Source organism: Camelimonas fluminis (assembly GCF_014656355.1).
Taxonomy (GTDB): domain Bacteria; phylum Pseudomonadota; class Alphaproteobacteria; order Rhizobiales; family Beijerinckiaceae; genus Camelimonas; species Camelimonas fluminis.
On the sequence record NZ_BNCG01000009.1, the window covers coordinates 55714 to 71930 of the forward strand.

Genomic DNA, 16217 nt, shown 5'->3' on the forward strand with positions numbered 1-16217 from the left:
TGGACGGCAGCGGCATTACCATCGGCCCGGCGGTTTTCCGTCGGGCCGTTTTCTGTCAGCGCCCTGTCAATACAGCGGCTGCAGGCGCATCACCGGGAACGGACCGATCATCAGCCGCCCGTCAGCGAAGACCAGCGGCGGCATCTGCGTCAGCGCCGGCCCCGAGGGCTGGCCGCCCTGCTGCTGCGCGCCCTGGCCGCCGCCGAGCATGGCGAGGCCACCCGCCAGCAGGCCGCCCATGCCGCCGCGCCGGCCGGTGAGCCGCGCCAGCAACTCGGAAACGCCAGCGGCCTTTACATCCAGCTGGCCGGAAAGCCGGCGCAGATCGTCGACGCCCAGTTCACCGCGCGCCTCAACGATCTGGTCGCCGCGCGTCAGTTTCAGCAACGCTACTTTCAGCCGGCCGCCAGCGGCGCGCCAGGCGTCGATCTGGGCGGGGCCAGCGCCTTTGGCGAAGAGCCCGGCGCGATTGAGGCCAGCCTGTAATTCAACTGTCATCGGGGACTGGTTTCCCAGCAGCGCGTCCGCCGCCGGGACAGACGCCTTGACCAGTTGCGAGGCCACATCCCACATGTCGTCGCCATTGGGCGCGGCGGGGTCGGGGCGCACATGCGCCTCCCAGGCGTCGGCCCGGCCGATGAGCGCCTCGCCGCCCTGGCCGTCGACGGCGGCCAGCACCGGCTTTTTCATGTAGGCCGACAGACGGGAGAAGGCGTTGGCCGCGCGGCGAACGCTGAGGGAGAAGCCCTCCCAGGCCAGGCGCACCCCATCGGGACGCCCTTGCTCGCGCACGGTCACCGGCCCCCGGAAATCGAGCACGACAAGGTTGGGATCATAAATCTGGGCGACCGCGGTGAAGCCCGCCATCTCTCCCTGAACGCGACGGCCGTCGCCAAGCTGGCCGTCGAAGGTCGGGCGCGTGCAGGAAATCTCGAAACGCAGCGGGAAGCCTGACAGCGTCCGCTCCGGGCAGGTCCACTGGCGCCCCCGCCCCGCCTCGGTGGTCAGCCAGGCGTCAACCGCGTCATTGACCCGGTCGCGGGCAATGAACCAGAACGCCGACACGCCGACCGCAACCAGCAGCAACAGGACATAAGGCAGATAAAGAGCCCAGCGGGCCGCCTTGCGCGGGCTTGCGGGCGGTTGTCCGGATTGTTTGCTCACGCGGTTCTCCCTGAAGCGCCTTCCAAACTGCGCCGGACAGGGCCGGCGCGTGAAGGGCGCATGACATCAACAGGACAGGACGGGTTCCAGTCCTGGCTGGACGGATTTTGGCCCGTGGCGCGGGCGAAATCCGGGCGGACGGCGCCGGAATTTCACCCGGGTTCGAACGCTGTCCCCGGTGGCCGCGCAGCGGTCGCCGGCGCGACACATCAATAGCCGCATCGCCGGCGCGACGCCATGGCGGAGCGCGGACGCCAAATCCCGAACGGCGCCAGACGGTTCCTGCAAGGCATTTCCGACGGGGATATGCGTCGCATGGCTTTGCCTCCTGCAAATCCCCGCAGATCGCTGATGCAACAGCATCTTCGCGATCTGGGACCACGCAGTCCAGGCCGAACGCCGCAGACTTTCCTGCAGCAAAAGCCGCCGTTTGCGTATAAACGGATTTTGCTCCGGCCCCTGTCCGTGCAGGCGCCGTCATCTGGCATTTTCCCGACGGGACTGGACGTCATGACAGAGGCTGCTGAAGATTTATGGGTGTTCGGCTACGGCTCGCTGATGTGGCGCCCCGGCTTCGACTATCTGGAGCGGCGCGCGGGGCTGGTGCGCGGCTATCACCGTTCGCTCTGCGTCTATTCCTTCCACCATCGCGGCACGCCGCAGGAGCCGGGGCTGGTGATGGGGCTGGACCGGGGTGGTTCATGCCGTGGCGCGGCGTTCCGCGTCGCCGCTGAAAACCGGGCGGACACCATCGCGTATCTGCGCGAGCGCGAGCAGGTGACCGGCGTCTACCTGGAGCGTCAGGCGACCACAAGGCTGGATAACGGCCAGACCGTGCCGGCGCTGGTCTATGTGGTTGACCGCCAGCACGAGCAATACGCCGGCCGGCTCGACGTGGACGAAGTCGTCGCCATCGTGCGACGCGGCCTCGGCGTCTCCGGCTACAATCCGGATTACGTGCGCAACACCCAGAGCCATCTGGTCGAAATGGGCGTCCACGACCCGTGGCTCACCCACATTGTCAGCCGGCTCGATCAGGACGACTGACGCGGGATCGCGAAGAACGGGCGCATGCGTCGCCTGCAAGGCCCGGGCAGCGCCCGACGCCCTGCAGGATCATGCCGCCCGAATTTTGGCATGCAGGCCCTGTCAGGCGGTAAGGTCCAGCAACGTGCGCTGGCGGGCGGCGGAATCACGCGCCAGCAGATGGACATGCAGTTCGGTTGCGCCCCGCTGGCGCATGGCCGTGATCCAGCCTTCATTGCGGCCGGCGGCCCCCGCCTCGCCACTGTCGCGCCCTTCCAGCAGCATGGTGCGTCCGCAAGCGTCGCGCCTCACCGCGAGCAGCAGGGCGCCGTCGTACTCGCAGGCCGGATCGGCGCCGTCGAGCGCATGCACCGAGACGATATAGCGTTGGCCGGAGCGGCCGAACCACGCCCGAAAATGGTCGCCAAGCCGCTCGCCTTCCCGGCCGTCGCCCGCAGGACCATCGAAACCAAAGGTCAGGGCGCCTTCACGCGGCGCGCTGGCGGCGGGAGCGCTCCCACCAACCGGGCGCGGCGCGCCAGCGCGGGCCGGAGCGGGGCCGAGGAGCGCCGGCCAGGCGTCGGTCCCGAATTCCGACCGGCCCTCCCCCGGCAGGGGAAACGGCATGCGTCTTTGCGCAGTTGGGAAACGGATGACGGAGGCCATGACGCGCCCTCCCCAAAACATGGTTAACTTGAACAAAAAGAGAACAAATCTCTTCCTGCGTCAAGCACCCCCGTGAGGCTGGCCGTCATGGCGGAAATTGTTGTTCCAGATCAGTCTGATGGGTTTTGCCGCCGTCGTCCGGGAGGCTGGTCGCTGGCCCGCGCGCCCATGCGCGCCGCGCGAATCACCCGCCCCCGGTGCGACCAGGTCCGGCTCAGAAGGCGGACCGCCCCTCGACCAGCAGGCGATCGCTCGGCGGTTCGATGGCGGCGATCAGGGCCGGAATGATGTCCGTGCGGGCAAGATCGGCGGGTAATGGCGGCAGCACCTCGATGACCGCCAGACCCGGGTGGAAGGCCAGGCTGCGGCGCGGCCAGAACAGGCCTGTGTTGAGCGCCACCGGCAGGCAGGTTGCGCCGAGTTGCCGGTACATCTGGATGACGCCCGGCTTGTAATCGGGTTCGGCGCCGGGCGCGCGGCGGGTGCCCTCGGGAAAGATGATGATCTGGGAGCCCTCGGCGATGGCCTCCTTCGCCTCGTGCATCATGGCGCGCAGGGCGGAAGCGCCCGCCGCGCGGTCGACGCCGATATGGCCCATGCGGGTGATGTACCAGCCGAAGATCGGTATCCGGGTCAGCGACTTCTTCAGGATGAACACCGGCCGCTCGAACACCAGCATCAACGCCAGCGTCTCCAGCGCGGACTGGTGCTTGGAGGCGACCAGCAGCGCCCCGCGCGGCGCCAGCCCGGTGTTGCGGAACTCCACCTTCACCCCGGCCGTCAGGCGCAGCAGCAGCAGCGTGCAACGCACCCAGCCGCGAATGACCTTCATGAAGATGTCCCGCCCCATCAGGGCGAACGGCATCACGGCCACGGTCCAGATGGCGGTGTTGATATAGAACAGGGTGAGAAACAGAACGGCGCGGAACGTCTGCATGGGCGGCGGCTTTCCGGGTCGCGCGGACAGCCGGCTCAGGTCAGGCAGGACCGGAAGGGCGCGGCGTCGCGTGGGAGTGCTGTCGTCGGCTTTCCACGCCGGCGGGCGCCAGTCAACCGCCTGCGGGACGCTCGGCGAACCAGTTGCCGGAGAACAGCGGTTTGCGACCGCCAGCCATCAGCGACATCGGCGCATATTCCGGATCGCTCTCGAGCCGGGTGCGCACCAGCGCCACGAGGTATTTGCCGTACTCCGCCATCAGCAGGCGGGCGGACGCAGGGCTGCGCCACCATGTGTCCGGATCGACCGGGCCGGTGACGACAGCGTAAGGCTTCAGTTCGTAATCGGCGAGGATACTGCGCATTTCCACGAGGGCGCGCGGCATGTGGTAGTTGCTGGTGACGACGATCAGCGTGCGGAAGTCGTGCTCCCTGGCCCAGCGCCGGGTCTCGATGGCGTTGCCGATCGTGTTGCGCGCCCGGTAATCCAGATCGACGCAGCAGTTGAACAGGCTGGCTGCGTCGGGGCTCTGGCTTGCGAGCTGGGCGCGCGTTGTCCGCGCATAGACCCCAGAAACCAGAAGCCGCCGGGCGTGCCCGCCCGCCAGCAGCGCGACGGCGCCGTCCACCCGTTGCGAACCGCCGGTGAGCACCACGATTCCGTCAGCCGGCGTCAGCAGCGGCGCGCCCGAACGCGGGACAGCGGAGAGAAACAGGAAAAAACCGGAAATAACGGCGACAACGCCAACGGCGAACAGGCCAGCCGCCGCCTTCACCGCGACGCCAAGCATCTGGCGGATTCGCCGTGTCGCCATAGCCGACCGTAACCCCGAAGTGCGGACTGGCCACCCCCCGGCGTACGCCGGCCCCACTGTCCATCGCATGAGCATCATCACACGAAACAGTATGACCGAGAATGCGGCAGGGTGAAGGCAAATTGGTTAATTTATTGTTAATAATGGTGTTTTTAAATCAATCGCTTGTCATATCACAGGCAACTTCATTCAAGTTCACGTAGATGCCGGGTGACCGTGATCCGCGACATGATCGCCGTCACTGCCGCGACAATACCCGCAATCGCAAGCACAGCTGCGTAACCTTGCCAGCCAACTTCGAAGGCGCCGAACAGCGCTTCGAGCTGATCGCCGCCCGCGCCGGCCCGCCAGACGCCGGCGGCAACGCCAAGCGCCGCCACGAGGGCAAGGGCGGCGACGCCGCCGACGAGCCCGCCCTTCAGGCCGAGCCACAGAAAGCGCGACTGGAACTGGCGGGCGATATAGCTGTCATTGGCGCCGACGAAGTGCAGCACCTCGACGATCTCGCGATTGCCGTCCATGGCGCCGCGCGTGGCGAAAGCCACCGCGAGCGCCGCCGCCACCAGCACCAGCAGCACCAGCACGACGCCAATGATCACCACGGTGCCCGCCATCGCCGCCAGACGCGATATCCAGGTCTGGTGATCATCGAGACTGGCGGTGGGGATCTCCTGCAACGCCTTGCGCAACGCCGGAATATCCGGCTTCGCGTCCCCGGAGAGACGCAGCACGATGAGGCGCGGCACCGGCAACTCGGCGAAGCCGAGCGAACCGCCCAGCCACGGCTCCAGCAGCCGTTCAGCCTCGCGCCGCGAAAACACCCGCACGCTGGCGACGCCTGTCGTCGCCCGGGCGATCGCCGCCGCCTTGTCCACGTCGGTCTCGATATTGCGCTGCGCCACCGGGCGCACCTGGATCGTCATCTCGCGCGCCACGTCGGCGCGCCAGTCCGCCGAGGCGCGGGCCAGCAGCACGGCGGCGCAGGCCGTGAGGGCGGCGAGGAAAGTGAGGATGGCGATGACCGTCACCAGGGCGCGGCCAGCAATGGAGCCTGCTGGCACCAGCGCCTGGCCGCGGCTGAGCGCCACAGGCGCGACGTCGCGCGGCGCCGCTGGCGGGGGCGCTGGCGGCGGATTGCGCAAGGTTGTCGAACGCTTGTCGTCCATGTCAGGTCCGCTCCGCCCGATGGCTGGCGAACCCGGCGCCAGAACGGCCGGCCACGGCCCGCATGCTATGGAAAAACCGGGGATCAGTCATAGATGTGCAGCCGCCCTTCCCCGAGCACCAGCCGGCGCGCGTCCACCTGATCCATCAGTTGCAGGTCGTGGGTGGCGATCAGCACCGAGGTGCCGAGGCGGTTCAGCTCAATAAACAACCGCAGCAGACGGCGTCCCAGGCCGGGGTCGACATTGCCGGTTGGCTCGTCGGCAAGCAACATCTCCGGCCGGACGATCAACGCCCGGGCGATGGCGGCGCGCTGCTTTTCACCGCCGGACAACACTGGCGGCAGCACGTGCATGCGCTCGCCAAGGCCGACCCAGCGCAGCAACTCCACCACCTCGGAGCGATAGGTCGCTTCTTCCCGCCCCTGCACCCGCAACGGCAGGGCGACGTTCTCATAGGTGGTCAGGTGGTCGAGCAGGCGGAAATCCTGAAACACCACGCCCATGCGCCGGCGGAGCCCCGTGAGCGCTTCGCCAGAGATGTGCGAGACGTCCTGACCAAATACGCTGATAAAACCGCGCGTTGGCTTCAACGCCAGCAGGATCAGCCGCATCAGTGTGGTCTTGCCGGCGCCGGATGGCCCCGTGAGGAACTGGAACGAGCCCGGCTCAATGGAGAAGGTCAGGTCGCGCAGCACCTCAGGCCCCATGCCGTAACGCAGACCCACATTCTCGAAGTGCACGACCGCGGCCTGGCGGGCAGTCCCGGAACGGGCGGCGTCAGACCGGCCGGTTGCTGACGCGCCGCCGGATGAAGCGGACGGCGTCCTTGCGCGACCCTCATGCCTTGCATCGTCATGCCCTGCATTCTGGCTTTTCATGGCGGTTCCGGCTTGAGGGACAGGCAGGGCGGGCGCAGCGCCGGCCTGGGCGCAGTGCGATTCTGACGGGTGGCCGGCATGCGCGCAAGGCTTCGCCTCCGGCAAACGCCCGAAGGAAACGCCATGCCCGCGTGGCGCGATCATGCGGCAAGCAGTGGGAGCAGGATTGTGTTCAGATTTGGGAAATGTCCAGCGCTCTCGCGCCCGCCCCCACATTCCACATGCCGTTACGGCTCCAGGCCCCATTGCCCTGTCGCGACAGCGACACAAAGATAGGCGCTGGTGCGTCGCAACGGCGAATCACCGTCCCCGGACAATACAGTCTGACGGCAGGATGGCGATTGCGGCTTGCGCATCTGACCCACCCCCACCGGACATGGGCCAGAAAACGCTTCGCCACAACGCTTCGGCATCGCGCTTCAGCACCCTGATTGTGAAGGATTTTTTGCCAGCGCGCCGCTCGCGCATTGAAGACGCCCTGGCCAGCCCTTCTGGCGCGCGCCGCGCGGGCTGGGCCAGACTTATGATGTCGCCGGCTGCGCCGCCCCGCTTCGGGCCCAGCCCTGGCGTCATCCAAAAAGGAGACGTGAATGGTTATTCCGGCGGAAACCCGCATCCGCGTGCTGTTCGACGCCGCGGCCATCGCGGCCCGCAACCAGCAGATCGCCGCAGAGGTCGCCGCGTCAGAGCCGGTCAACCTGCTGGTGGCGCCAATCCTCAAGGGTTCGTTCATGTTCGCCGCCGACCTGCTGCGCGAAATGCACGCGGTCGGCCTGACTCCCCAGGTGGAGTTCCTGCAACTGTCGAGCTACGGCGCCGGCACCAGTTCATCCGGCCAGGTGACCATGCTGCGCGATCTGGAAAGCAGCGTGAAGGGGCGCGACGTGCTGCTGGTCGACGATATTCTCGAATCAGGCCGCACCCTGGCCTACGCCAAGGACCTGCTGGTGGCGCGCGGCGCCCGCAGCGTGAAGTGCTGTGTTCTGCTGGAAAAGCCAACGAAGCGCGCCGTGAACGTCACGCCGGATCTGGTGGGCTTTCACTGCCCGGACGTGTTCGTCGTGGGCTATGGCATGGACGTGGCGCACAGCTGTCGCGAATTGCCTTACGTCGGCGTCATCGAGAGCTGACGCCGGCCCTCTGCACGATCTGGCGCTTTTCGCCGAAGCGCCGGCGCTCCATGCCCGCAACTTTGCGGGCATTTGCATTCAGGGGCCTGCGAACGGAGCGGTGCATGGCGCCCCCTTCGCCAAAGCCCGATGCGTCGGCCCCCGGTCCTGGCGTCAGCCGTTGAGCTTCCAGATGGAAAAATTCAGCAGCGTCGCGAACGCGACCCAGCCGAGCAGCGGAACGAGGCAAAGCGCGGCGACCTTGTCGAGGCGACGGAACACCGACACCGTCAACACGATGAAGAACAGCTGGATAACGATGTTCACCAGCCCGAGCCGCGGACTGTGCGCGCCGAAGAACAGCCACGACCAGGCGGCGTTGAGCGCCAGCTGGATGTAGAACAGCGTCACGCCGAGACCCTTGCCCACCGTATCCTTTGGCAGGTTCAGCACGCGCCAGATGGCGAAGGCCATCAGCGCGTACAGCAGGGTCCACACCGGCCCGAACACCGCGTTCGGCGGATTGAAATGCGGCTTGCGCAGACCGGCGTACCACGGGTCCAGATTGGGGAACGTCGCCACCTGGCCCAGCACCAGGGTCAGCAGCACCGGCGCGATGGCGATGACGTAGATTTTCCACGGCGCCATCGGCGGCTTCGCGGGCGCCTGATTTGCCGTCTGTCCGTCATTCGCGTTCATGCGTCCGTCCTGTCGCCAGAGCATTTTCGGGAAAAGTGGCGCCCACTTTCGTGAAGAAAATGCGTCAGATTGAAGAGATGGAGCATTTTCCGGCAGGCAGGCGTCGCCCTGGACCAGGAAAATGCGCCGGATCAAATAGCTGGTAAAAAATCCCGATCCGCATGAACGGATTCTGTCCCGGTCCGCCCAAGAGTAATTTGCAGAGAGCAATCTGACGGGAGCAAGCCGGCTGATCTGCAACCCGCTCTTCGCATGCGCCGGCGGTTTCGCCAACCGGGAGACGCCCCGCCTGTACTGCAAACAGGCAACGCCCCGGCGGGGTTCCGGGGCGTTGGTCGTTCAGTCATTCATGATGACAGCCGGGCGCGTTGGCGCGCCCGCAAAAACCCGCACGCCCCTCAGCGCTGGCGCTCGAGCACGCTCACGTAGTTGGCGACGGCGGCGCCGCCCATGTTGAAGATGCCGGCGGTGGTGGCGCCCGGAATCTGGATGCCGCCAGCTTCGCCGGTGAGCTGCATGGCGCACAGCGCGTGCATGGAGACGCCGGTGGCGCCGACCGGATGGCCCTTGGCCTTCAGGCCGCCCGAGGGGTTCACCGGCAGCTTGCCGTCCTTGTAGACCCAGCCCTCTTCGAGGGCGCGCTTGCCCTGGCCTTCCGGCGTCAGGCCCATGGCTTCGTATTCGATGAGTTCGGCGATGGTGAAGCAGTCGTGGGTTTCGACCAGCGACAGGTCGTCGATCTTCAGGTTGGCCTGGTCAAGCGCCCGGCGCCACGCCTCGGTGCAGCCCTCGAACTTGAGGATGTCGCGCTTCGACATGGGCAGGAAGTCCTGCACATGAGCCATGCCGCGGAAGCCGACGGCGCGCTTCATGTTGCGGGCGGTCTCGCCATCGGCGATCACCACGGCGGCGGCGCCGTCGGAAACCAGCGAACAGTCAGTGCGCTTCAGCGGGCCGGCGACGTAGGGGTTCTTCTCGCTCTCGTTGCGGCAGAAGTCGAAGCCGAAGTCCTTGCGCATCTGGGCGTAAGGATTGTCGACGCCGTTCTTGTGGTTCTTGGCGGCGATCTGGGCCAGGGCGTCAAACTGTTCGCCATGACGCTCGAAATAGGCGTGGGCGATCTTGCCGAACACACCGGCGAAACCAGCCTGGGTCTCGCCGTCTTCCTTCAGGTACGAAGCGCGCAGCAGGTTCTTGCCAACCTGGGGACCGGGCGTGGTGGTCATCTGCTCGACGCCGACAACCAGGACGATCTTGCCGGCTTTCGCCTCAATGGCCTTCACGGCCTGGTGCACGGCGGCCGAGCCGGTGCCACAGGCGTTCTCGACGCGCACGGTCGGCTTGAAGCGCAGGTTATCGTCGGCCTGGAGCACCAGCGACGCGGTGAAGTCCTGATCCGAGAAACCGGCGTTGAAATGGCCGAGATAAATTTCGTCGATATCCTTGGGGCCGACGCCGGCGTGCTCCATCGCCTCGCGGGCCACGCGCACCACCAGGCTCTCAACGGTCTCGGTGTCGAACTTGCCAAAGGGCGTGTGCGCCCAACCCACGATCGCAGCAGTCATCGTCTGTTCCTTGCATCATGCCGGGCGCGCTGGCCCACACCCATGGTCCTGACCATTGATGTGTATCTGCACGCATGGCGTTTCAACCGCACAATAGTGCGTTATCGGAACAATGGAAACGCGGGACAACAGCTCCGGCCGGCACGATGGCGACCGACGCGACAAAAACCGCCGGATACAAGGAAAACGCCCAGCGACCCGGCCGCCGGGCCACCGTCACGGGCGCTGGCCGCGCGCGACCGGCGTGGGTCAGAAAATGCTGGCGGGCGCGCCGAAACGGTAGTTGACGCCCAGCGAAACGATATCGACATGGGCCCTGGCCGATCCAACCCAGGGCAGGCCGACATATTGCGGATGGCCCGGAACGATGCGGATCGGCGCCGGTTCGGCGAACAGATGCGCATAGGACACATCAAGGCTCAGCGCCTCGTTCAGACGCCAGCCGAGACCGATGGACGCGGACAGGCGGTTCGTATCCGGCAGCCGCACGTCGCGCACCCGGTTGCTCACCGGCGACCATTCGTAGCCGAGGCCGGCGCGCAGGGTCAGTTGCGGCGACCAGGCGTATTCGACGCCAGCGGAGACCATGTAGCCGTCCTTGTAGGCGAAGGACAGCGCCTCCGATACGACGCCATTAATGCGCACCGGCACGTAGCCAAGCCGGCTCCAGTTGGTCCATTCGAAGCCGGCCAGAACGGTCCATTGCGCGTTGAGCTTCTGGCGCACGCCGACGGTCAGGACTTCCGGCGTGTTCAGCGGCGCCTTCGCCTTCAGGCTGATGGGGCCGGCGCCGGGGATGAACGGGCCGGTGGCGCTGCCTTTGACATCCTGATGAACAGCGGAGCGAAAACCGATGCCGATGGTGGTGTTGGGCCCGGGCGTGATGGTCGCGCCAAGCATGTAGCCGACGCCCCAGCCGTCGGCGTCCAGCGCCACGCCAGCGGCCAGCGGCGCCACGCCGGCCGCCTGGGTGAGGCGCACGTCCATATACTGCGCGGTGACGCCGGCGCCGAAGCTGAGCCAGTCCGTGGCCTTGATGGCGACCATTGGCGACACCGACAGGCCGATCACCCGCGAGGTGCGGCCATAGACCTGACCGGACCAGGTGTAATCCGATTTGGTGGACAGGCCGAAAGGCGCGCCCGCCGACACGCCGATCCAGACGCGATCGTTGATCTGGTACGCGGCGACGGATGACCCCAGCACGCCGCTGAGGCTGATGTCGCGGCCCGGGCCAAGCGCCCAGGTCGGCGTCGCCGGATCGGCGGTGATATTGGCGTAGGGCGCGATGGCGGTGTAGCTGCTCGCGGTGTTGAAGCCGCCAAATCCGGTGATGATCGCCGGATTCCAGTAGCCGGAGGACAGGCCTGCGCCGCCCGCCGCCACGCCGGCGAAAGACAGCCCGAGACCGGCGGCGCTCTGCTCGCGCAAGGCGAAGCCGCCAGCGGTGGCGGCGCCGGACGCGGCGAACATGGCGCAGCCGGCGAAAAGCAGGGCGTGCATGCGCAGACCGCGGCGCGCTGGCTGACGAATGCTGGTCATGATCCCTCCTGCCGCGGCCCTGGACCTCCGCGTCGTCTCCGGGCGCACGCCGGCGCCTGGCAAACGCCACGGTGACGTTACGGCGCCTGCGGAGCAACCCACATCCGGCCAGCCGCGCGCATTCTCGCCACAGGTGTTGCATTACGGCCAGGGCCGGCGCCCGGGTGCGCCTCAGCCCCAGGTCGTCAACAGGGCGGCGACGCCAAGCACGATCATCGCCGCCCCGGCGATCTCCCGCAGGGTCAGGGTCTCATGGAACACCCGGCGCGACACGATCTGGGCGAAGACCACCTCCAGCAATGCAAGGGTGCGGACATTTGCGGCGCTGGTCAGCGAAAAGCCGATGAACCAGCATTGGGACGCCAGCGCGCCCATCAGACCGGCGGTGAGCGAGGCGCGCCAGACCCGCACGCTGCCCAGGAACGCCGGCCGGTCGAACAGGCCGAGCCAGAGTCCGAGAATCAGACATTGCAGCCCGAGGCTGGTCACCAGCGCCGTGGATGAGCGGATGACGGAACCGCCATCGCCAAGGGCCAGAATCGCCCCACGAAACCACACGGACGACAGGGCGAACAGGGCGGCGGAGCCGACGCCGGCCGCAGGCGCTCGCCAGTTCGGAGACATTGCCCGCCAGTCGAAAAAAGGCGCCCGCCAGCCCACGGCAGGCGTGCGCCCCGACGCCGCCTCTCCGGCGAGAACCCGCGCCGCGGTTCCGCGTTGCGGCTTCAGCGACATGAGCAGCACGCCCGCGCTGGCGACGAGCACGCCGGCCCATGACATCAGGCCAAGATGGTCGCCGAGCACGATGACGCTGAACAGGGCGACCAGCACCGGCTCGGTTTTGGTGTAAGCGATGCCCGTTGCGAACGAACGCTGGCTGATCGCCCACAGCATCATGGCCGTGCCAAATATCTGCGAGACGGCGCCGCCAAGCGCATAAAGGAAGAACGTCAAATTCGGCGCCGGCGGGGTTTCTCCAGTGGCCAGCACCACCAGGCCAAGGAACAGGCAGGCGAACGGGAAGCCGTAGATGAAGCGGACCTGGGTGGCGCCGGCCGCGCCAATCGCTCCCACCAGCGCGCCCTGCATGGCGTTGCGCGCCGTCTGGGCGCCGGTGGCGGCGATGGTCGCGGCGATCCAGAGGGCGCTTCCGCTCAGCATGCGTCGGGTCCTGTCGGGGTTGAGGCGATTGGCCCTGGCATGGGCGTTACGCCCGTCGCCACGCGCCGTCCACATCCACATCGCGTTTCAGTTCGGCGACCTTGCGTCGCGGTTCGCGCCAGACGGCCGGCGGATCCGTGGCCAGCGCCCTGCCCTCGCCGTATTCGCCAGGTACCAGCCGGTTCTTCCGGCAAGCCGGTTTTCTTGCAAGGGTTTTACTGACGACGCGGCCATGCGAAACCGTCATGCCATGGCCGTGACAACCCGGGTTTCACCTGACGCAACGACAGAAAACGGCAAGGGTTGCGGGACATTAACGTCATGTTCTGCAATGATGCGCATGATGCTGCGTCGTCCCGCGAGACGTCCGGATCATCAGCCCCGCGAAGCCGTCAGGCGGCCTGCGGGACCATTCCGGCAGGACAGATTCAAACGAGCAGGCGCCTGGACATGAGCCCATATCAGACACGACCGGCCAGCCAGGTCCGCGCAACCAGCCTCGGGGACAGACAGACGATGGCCCAGCTTTTCCGCCTCGACCTGCTCGCGCCCGCGCTTCTGGCCGTCCAGTCCCGGCTGCGACATGGCTTTGTGGTTCTGGCCCTGACCCTGGCGGCGCTGGCTGGCGCGGCGCTGACGCCGGCCGTCGCCGGCCCGGTGATCGTCGCCGACATTGACAGCGGCCGGGTGCTTTACGCCAAACAGGCGACCGACCCGTGGTATCCGGCTTCCGTCACCAAGCTGATGACGGCCTATCTGACGCTGCACGCCCTGCGCGCCGGCCAGTTGCGACCGGACGCGCCGCTCACCGTCAGCGCCCGCGCAGCCGCCGTCATCCCTTCGAAAATGGGTTTCAAACCCGGCGTCGAGGTCACGGTCGACAACGCCCTGAAGATGATGCTGGTCAAGTCGGCCAATGACATGGCGGTGGTGCTGGCGGAAGGCGTCGGCGGCTCGGTGGAGAATTTCGCCGGGATGATGAATCAGGCCGCCGAAGAGCTGGGCATGGGGCAAAGCCACTTCGTCAACCCCAATGGCCTGCCTGACCCTGGCAACCGGACCAGCGCCCGCGATCTGGCCGTCCTGGCCCGCACGATGCTGCGCCAGTTCCCGGAATACGCCCAGTATTTCAATATTGAAGCGTTGCAGATGGGCAAGCGGGTTTACAAGAACACCAATGGCCTGGTCGGCCGTTATCCGGGCGTCACCGGCATGAAGACCGGTTTCATTTGCGCCTCTGGCTTCAACGTCGTGGCCACGGCGCAACGCGGCGGCCGGCGCCTCCTCGTCGTGGTTTTGGGCGCCCACTCTGGCGTTGAACGCACGCTGATCGCGGCGTCGCTGTTTGACCGGGGTTTCGCCGACAGTGGCTGGGGCGGTCCCGGAACCCTTGACACCCTGCCCCTGCCCACCAGCGCGTCCCCCCCTGACATGCGCGACGCCATCTGCGGCGCCGGTCGCGGCGCCCGCGGCGAGGAGGAAGCCGAGAACGCGCCGCAGAGCGCCAGCCCGCTGTTCGCCCTGTTCAAGGGCGGCGCCAGCGACTGGGAGACGCCGGTCGCCGGCCGCACCCTGCCGCCACGCGCCGCGCTGGCAGCCGTTCCGGTCTTTGTCGGCCGTTATCCGGGCGCCCCCGCCACCGCCGTGGCCGCGCGCCGTGGCCAGGCGCAGAAGGGCGAAACCGCCAGCGCCTACGCCGCCGACGAGGATGCCTCCCCCGGCGCCAAAGCGCTGCAAAAGGTGAAGCGTCCGGTGGCGCGCAAGAACGCCAGCGCCAGCAAACAGGCGGAGGCCAGACAGAAACCGGGCAAGGCTGAAGCCGGCAAGAAAGCCAACGACAAGAAGGCCCACGACAAGAAGGCGCCCGCCAAAAACGCCGCCGGAAAGAACAGGAAGACCTCCGACAATGACGGCTGACGCCGAAAAGCCGGCTGGCCCGCCCACGCCCCTGCCGCTTGTTGTCATCACCGGCTTTCTCGGGGCCGGCAAGACCACCCTGCTCAACCGGCTGTTGCAGGACCCGGCGCTGGCCGACACCGTCGTCATCATCAATGAATTCGGCGACGTCGGTCTGGATCATCTGTTCGTGGAGGCGGCCGACGAAGGTCTGGTGACGCTGTCGGCGGGCTGCCTGTGCTGCACGGTGCGCGGCGATCTGGTGGCGACGCTGGAGGATCTGCTGCGCAAGCGCGACAATGGCCGCATCGCGCCGTTCCGCCGGGTTGTGATCGAAACGACCGGACTCGCCGATCCGGCGCCAGTGTTGCAGGCGGTGCTGCGTCATCCCTATCTGCAGATGCGTTACGCCCTTGCCGGCGTGGTGACGCTGGTCGACGCGGTGAACGGAGCGGCGACGCTGGAAGCCCATATGGAAGCGGTGAAGCAGGCGGCCATCGCCGACCGGCTGCTGCTGACCAAGACCGATATCGCCGACACATCGACCGTCGCGACGTTGCGGCGGGCGCTGCGCGCGCTCAATCCGACGGCGCGGCTGATCGACGTGCAGGCGGAGGGCGTCGACGGCGCCCTGCTGGCGGGGCTTGGGCCCTTCGGCGTCGATGGCAAGATCGCTGACGTCCGCACCTGGCTGGACGCGAGCGACGACGGACACGATCATCACCGACATCAGGATCATGACCATCATCATGGCCACCACGGGCATGACGGGCATGAGCATGGGCATGGGCATGAGGCTCACAACCATGCCGGCCCCTGCCATGCGGGCTGCGGTCACGATCATGAACATGAACATCATGGGCGCGGCCATCATGCTCACGACGTCAGCCGCCATGGCGCGGACATCCGCACGGTGGCGCTGGTGGAGGAGCGGACGATTCCGCGCGCCACATTCGAGATGTTCGCCGACCTGCTGCGCTCGGCCCATGGTCCGGACCTGCTGCGGGTGAAGGGCCTGGTGAAACTGGCCGAGCATCCGGACCAGCCCGTGGTCATTCACGGCGTGCAGCATGTGTTTCACCCGCCGCAGACCCTGCCTGCGTGGCCGGACGCCGACCACCGCACCCGCATCGTCTTCATTGTCCGCGGCATGAGCGAGGACTTCCTGCAGCGGATGTGGGGCGCCTTCACGGGCAAGCCGGCGGTGGATGCGCCAGATCGCGCCGCCCTTACTGACAATCCGCTGGCTCCGGCCGGCTTCAGCTTTTCCGCCGGGCGCTGACCTGTCCGCACCGCCGCATCAAGGCGCTTGCCGACCAGACGGAATCTTCTGGCCGATCAGGATTTGCCCAGGACAGGAAAACCTGGGGCATTCTCAGGCGCATATTGATCGGCAAATGCCCTGACGCAGGAGGCGCGATCACCGGCGCTGGCCTGCCGATGCCCCAGGGCCTCCCCGCTCCCTGTCATGGCCGGACCTGTTGCGGCCATGCACAAAGCGACGCCTTTCCAGGAAAACCGTTGCGGTTGAACCACCCTGCCCGGTCAGGGCCGCAAGGCGCGGTTTTCGCAACGGGCCCGGCATGACGCGCCG

The 16217-nt window shown here is 67.1% G+C and carries 14 protein-coding genes; 4 read left to right on the plus strand and 10 right to left on the minus strand.

Going from position 1 to position 16217, the window contains the following annotated elements:
• Positions 1–66: 66 nt before the first annotated feature.
• A complete protein-coding gene (locus IE243_RS11605) occupies positions 67–1164 on the minus strand; it encodes a DUF2125 domain-containing protein (RefSeq protein ID WP_191319552.1) in 1098 nt (365 codons plus the stop codon).
• Between the two features lie 510 nt (positions 1165–1674).
• Between IE243_RS11605 and IE243_RS11610 the strand changes: the two genes are divergently transcribed.
• Entirely contained in the window at positions 1675–2211 is a 537-nt protein-coding gene (locus IE243_RS11610) for a gamma-glutamylcyclotransferase (RefSeq protein WP_191319553.1), read from the plus strand.
• 102 nt (positions 2212–2313) lie between these two features.
• On the opposite strand, the gene IE243_RS11615 is transcribed toward IE243_RS11610, so the two are convergent.
• From IE243_RS11615 to ftsE, 5 genes are all read right to left on the minus strand, one after another.
• Positions 2314–2817 carry a hypothetical protein gene (locus tag IE243_RS11615; protein WP_191319554.1) on the minus strand — a complete coding sequence of 168 codons (504 nt, stop codon included), beginning with the start codon at positions 2815–2817 and terminating at the stop codon, positions 2314–2316.
• A gap of 253 nt (positions 2818–3070) precedes the next feature.
• Positions 3071–3793, minus strand: a complete 723-nt coding sequence (locus IE243_RS11620) for a lysophospholipid acyltransferase family protein (RefSeq protein ID WP_191319555.1) — start codon at positions 3791–3793, stop codon at positions 3071–3073.
• A gap of 112 nt (positions 3794–3905) precedes the next feature.
• Positions 3906–4607 carry a YdcF family protein gene (locus IE243_RS11625; protein WP_191319556.1) on the minus strand — a complete coding sequence of 234 codons (702 nt, stop codon included), beginning with the start codon at positions 4605–4607 and terminating at the stop codon, positions 3906–3908.
• A gap of 185 nt (positions 4608–4792) precedes the next feature.
• Positions 4793–5773 (minus strand): cell division protein FtsX, encoded by a 981-nt coding sequence (locus tag IE243_RS11630; protein WP_244643086.1) that lies wholly within the window; start codon positions 5771–5773, stop codon positions 4793–4795.
• Between the two features lie 83 nt (positions 5774–5856).
• Positions 5857–6651: a cell division ATP-binding protein FtsE gene (gene ftsE, locus IE243_RS11635; RefSeq protein ID WP_191319557.1), complete on the minus strand. Its 795-nt coding sequence runs from the start codon at positions 6649–6651 to the stop codon at positions 5857–5859.
• 590 nt (positions 6652–7241) lie between these two features.
• Between ftsE and hpt the strand changes: the two genes are divergently transcribed.
• Complete coding sequence (hpt, locus tag IE243_RS11640; RefSeq protein ID WP_191319558.1) at positions 7242–7781, plus strand: hypoxanthine phosphoribosyltransferase; 540 nt, start codon at positions 7242–7244, stop codon at positions 7779–7781.
• A gap of 153 nt (positions 7782–7934) precedes the next feature.
• Here the strand turns inward: hpt and IE243_RS11645 are convergent, their stop codons facing one another.
• The 4 genes from IE243_RS11645 to IE243_RS11660 form a co-directional block, all read right to left on the minus strand.
• Positions 7935–8459: a TspO/MBR family protein gene (locus IE243_RS11645; RefSeq protein ID WP_244643088.1), complete on the minus strand. Its 525-nt coding sequence runs from the start codon at positions 8457–8459 to the stop codon at positions 7935–7937.
• A gap of 398 nt (positions 8460–8857) precedes the next feature.
• Positions 8858–10024, minus strand: a complete 1167-nt coding sequence (locus IE243_RS11650; protein ID WP_191319559.1) for an acetyl-CoA acetyltransferase — start codon at positions 10022–10024, stop codon at positions 8858–8860.
• A 249-nt stretch (positions 10025–10273) separates the two neighbouring features.
• A complete protein-coding gene (locus IE243_RS11655) occupies positions 10274–11566 on the minus strand; it encodes an OmpP1/FadL family transporter (RefSeq protein WP_244643089.1) in 1293 nt (430 codons plus the stop codon).
• 171 nt (positions 11567–11737) lie between these two features.
• The gene (locus tag IE243_RS11660) at positions 11738–12727 is read right to left on the minus strand and encodes an EamA family transporter (protein ID WP_191319560.1); all 990 of its coding nucleotides are present in this window, start codon (positions 12725–12727) and stop codon (positions 11738–11740) included.
• Between the two features lie 516 nt (positions 12728–13243).
• Between IE243_RS11660 and IE243_RS11665 the strand changes: the two genes are divergently transcribed.
• Positions 13244–14644 carry a D-alanyl-D-alanine carboxypeptidase family protein gene (locus IE243_RS11665; protein WP_210319850.1) on the plus strand — a complete coding sequence of 467 codons (1401 nt, stop codon included), beginning with the start codon at positions 13244–13246 and terminating at the stop codon, positions 14642–14644.
• Positions 14634–15905 (plus strand): CobW family GTP-binding protein, encoded by a 1272-nt coding sequence (locus tag IE243_RS11670; RefSeq protein WP_191319561.1) that lies wholly within the window; start codon positions 14634–14636, stop codon positions 15903–15905. The genes IE243_RS11665 and IE243_RS11670 overlap by 11 nt, the downstream gene beginning before the upstream one ends.
• Positions 15906–16217: the final 312 nt, after the last annotated feature.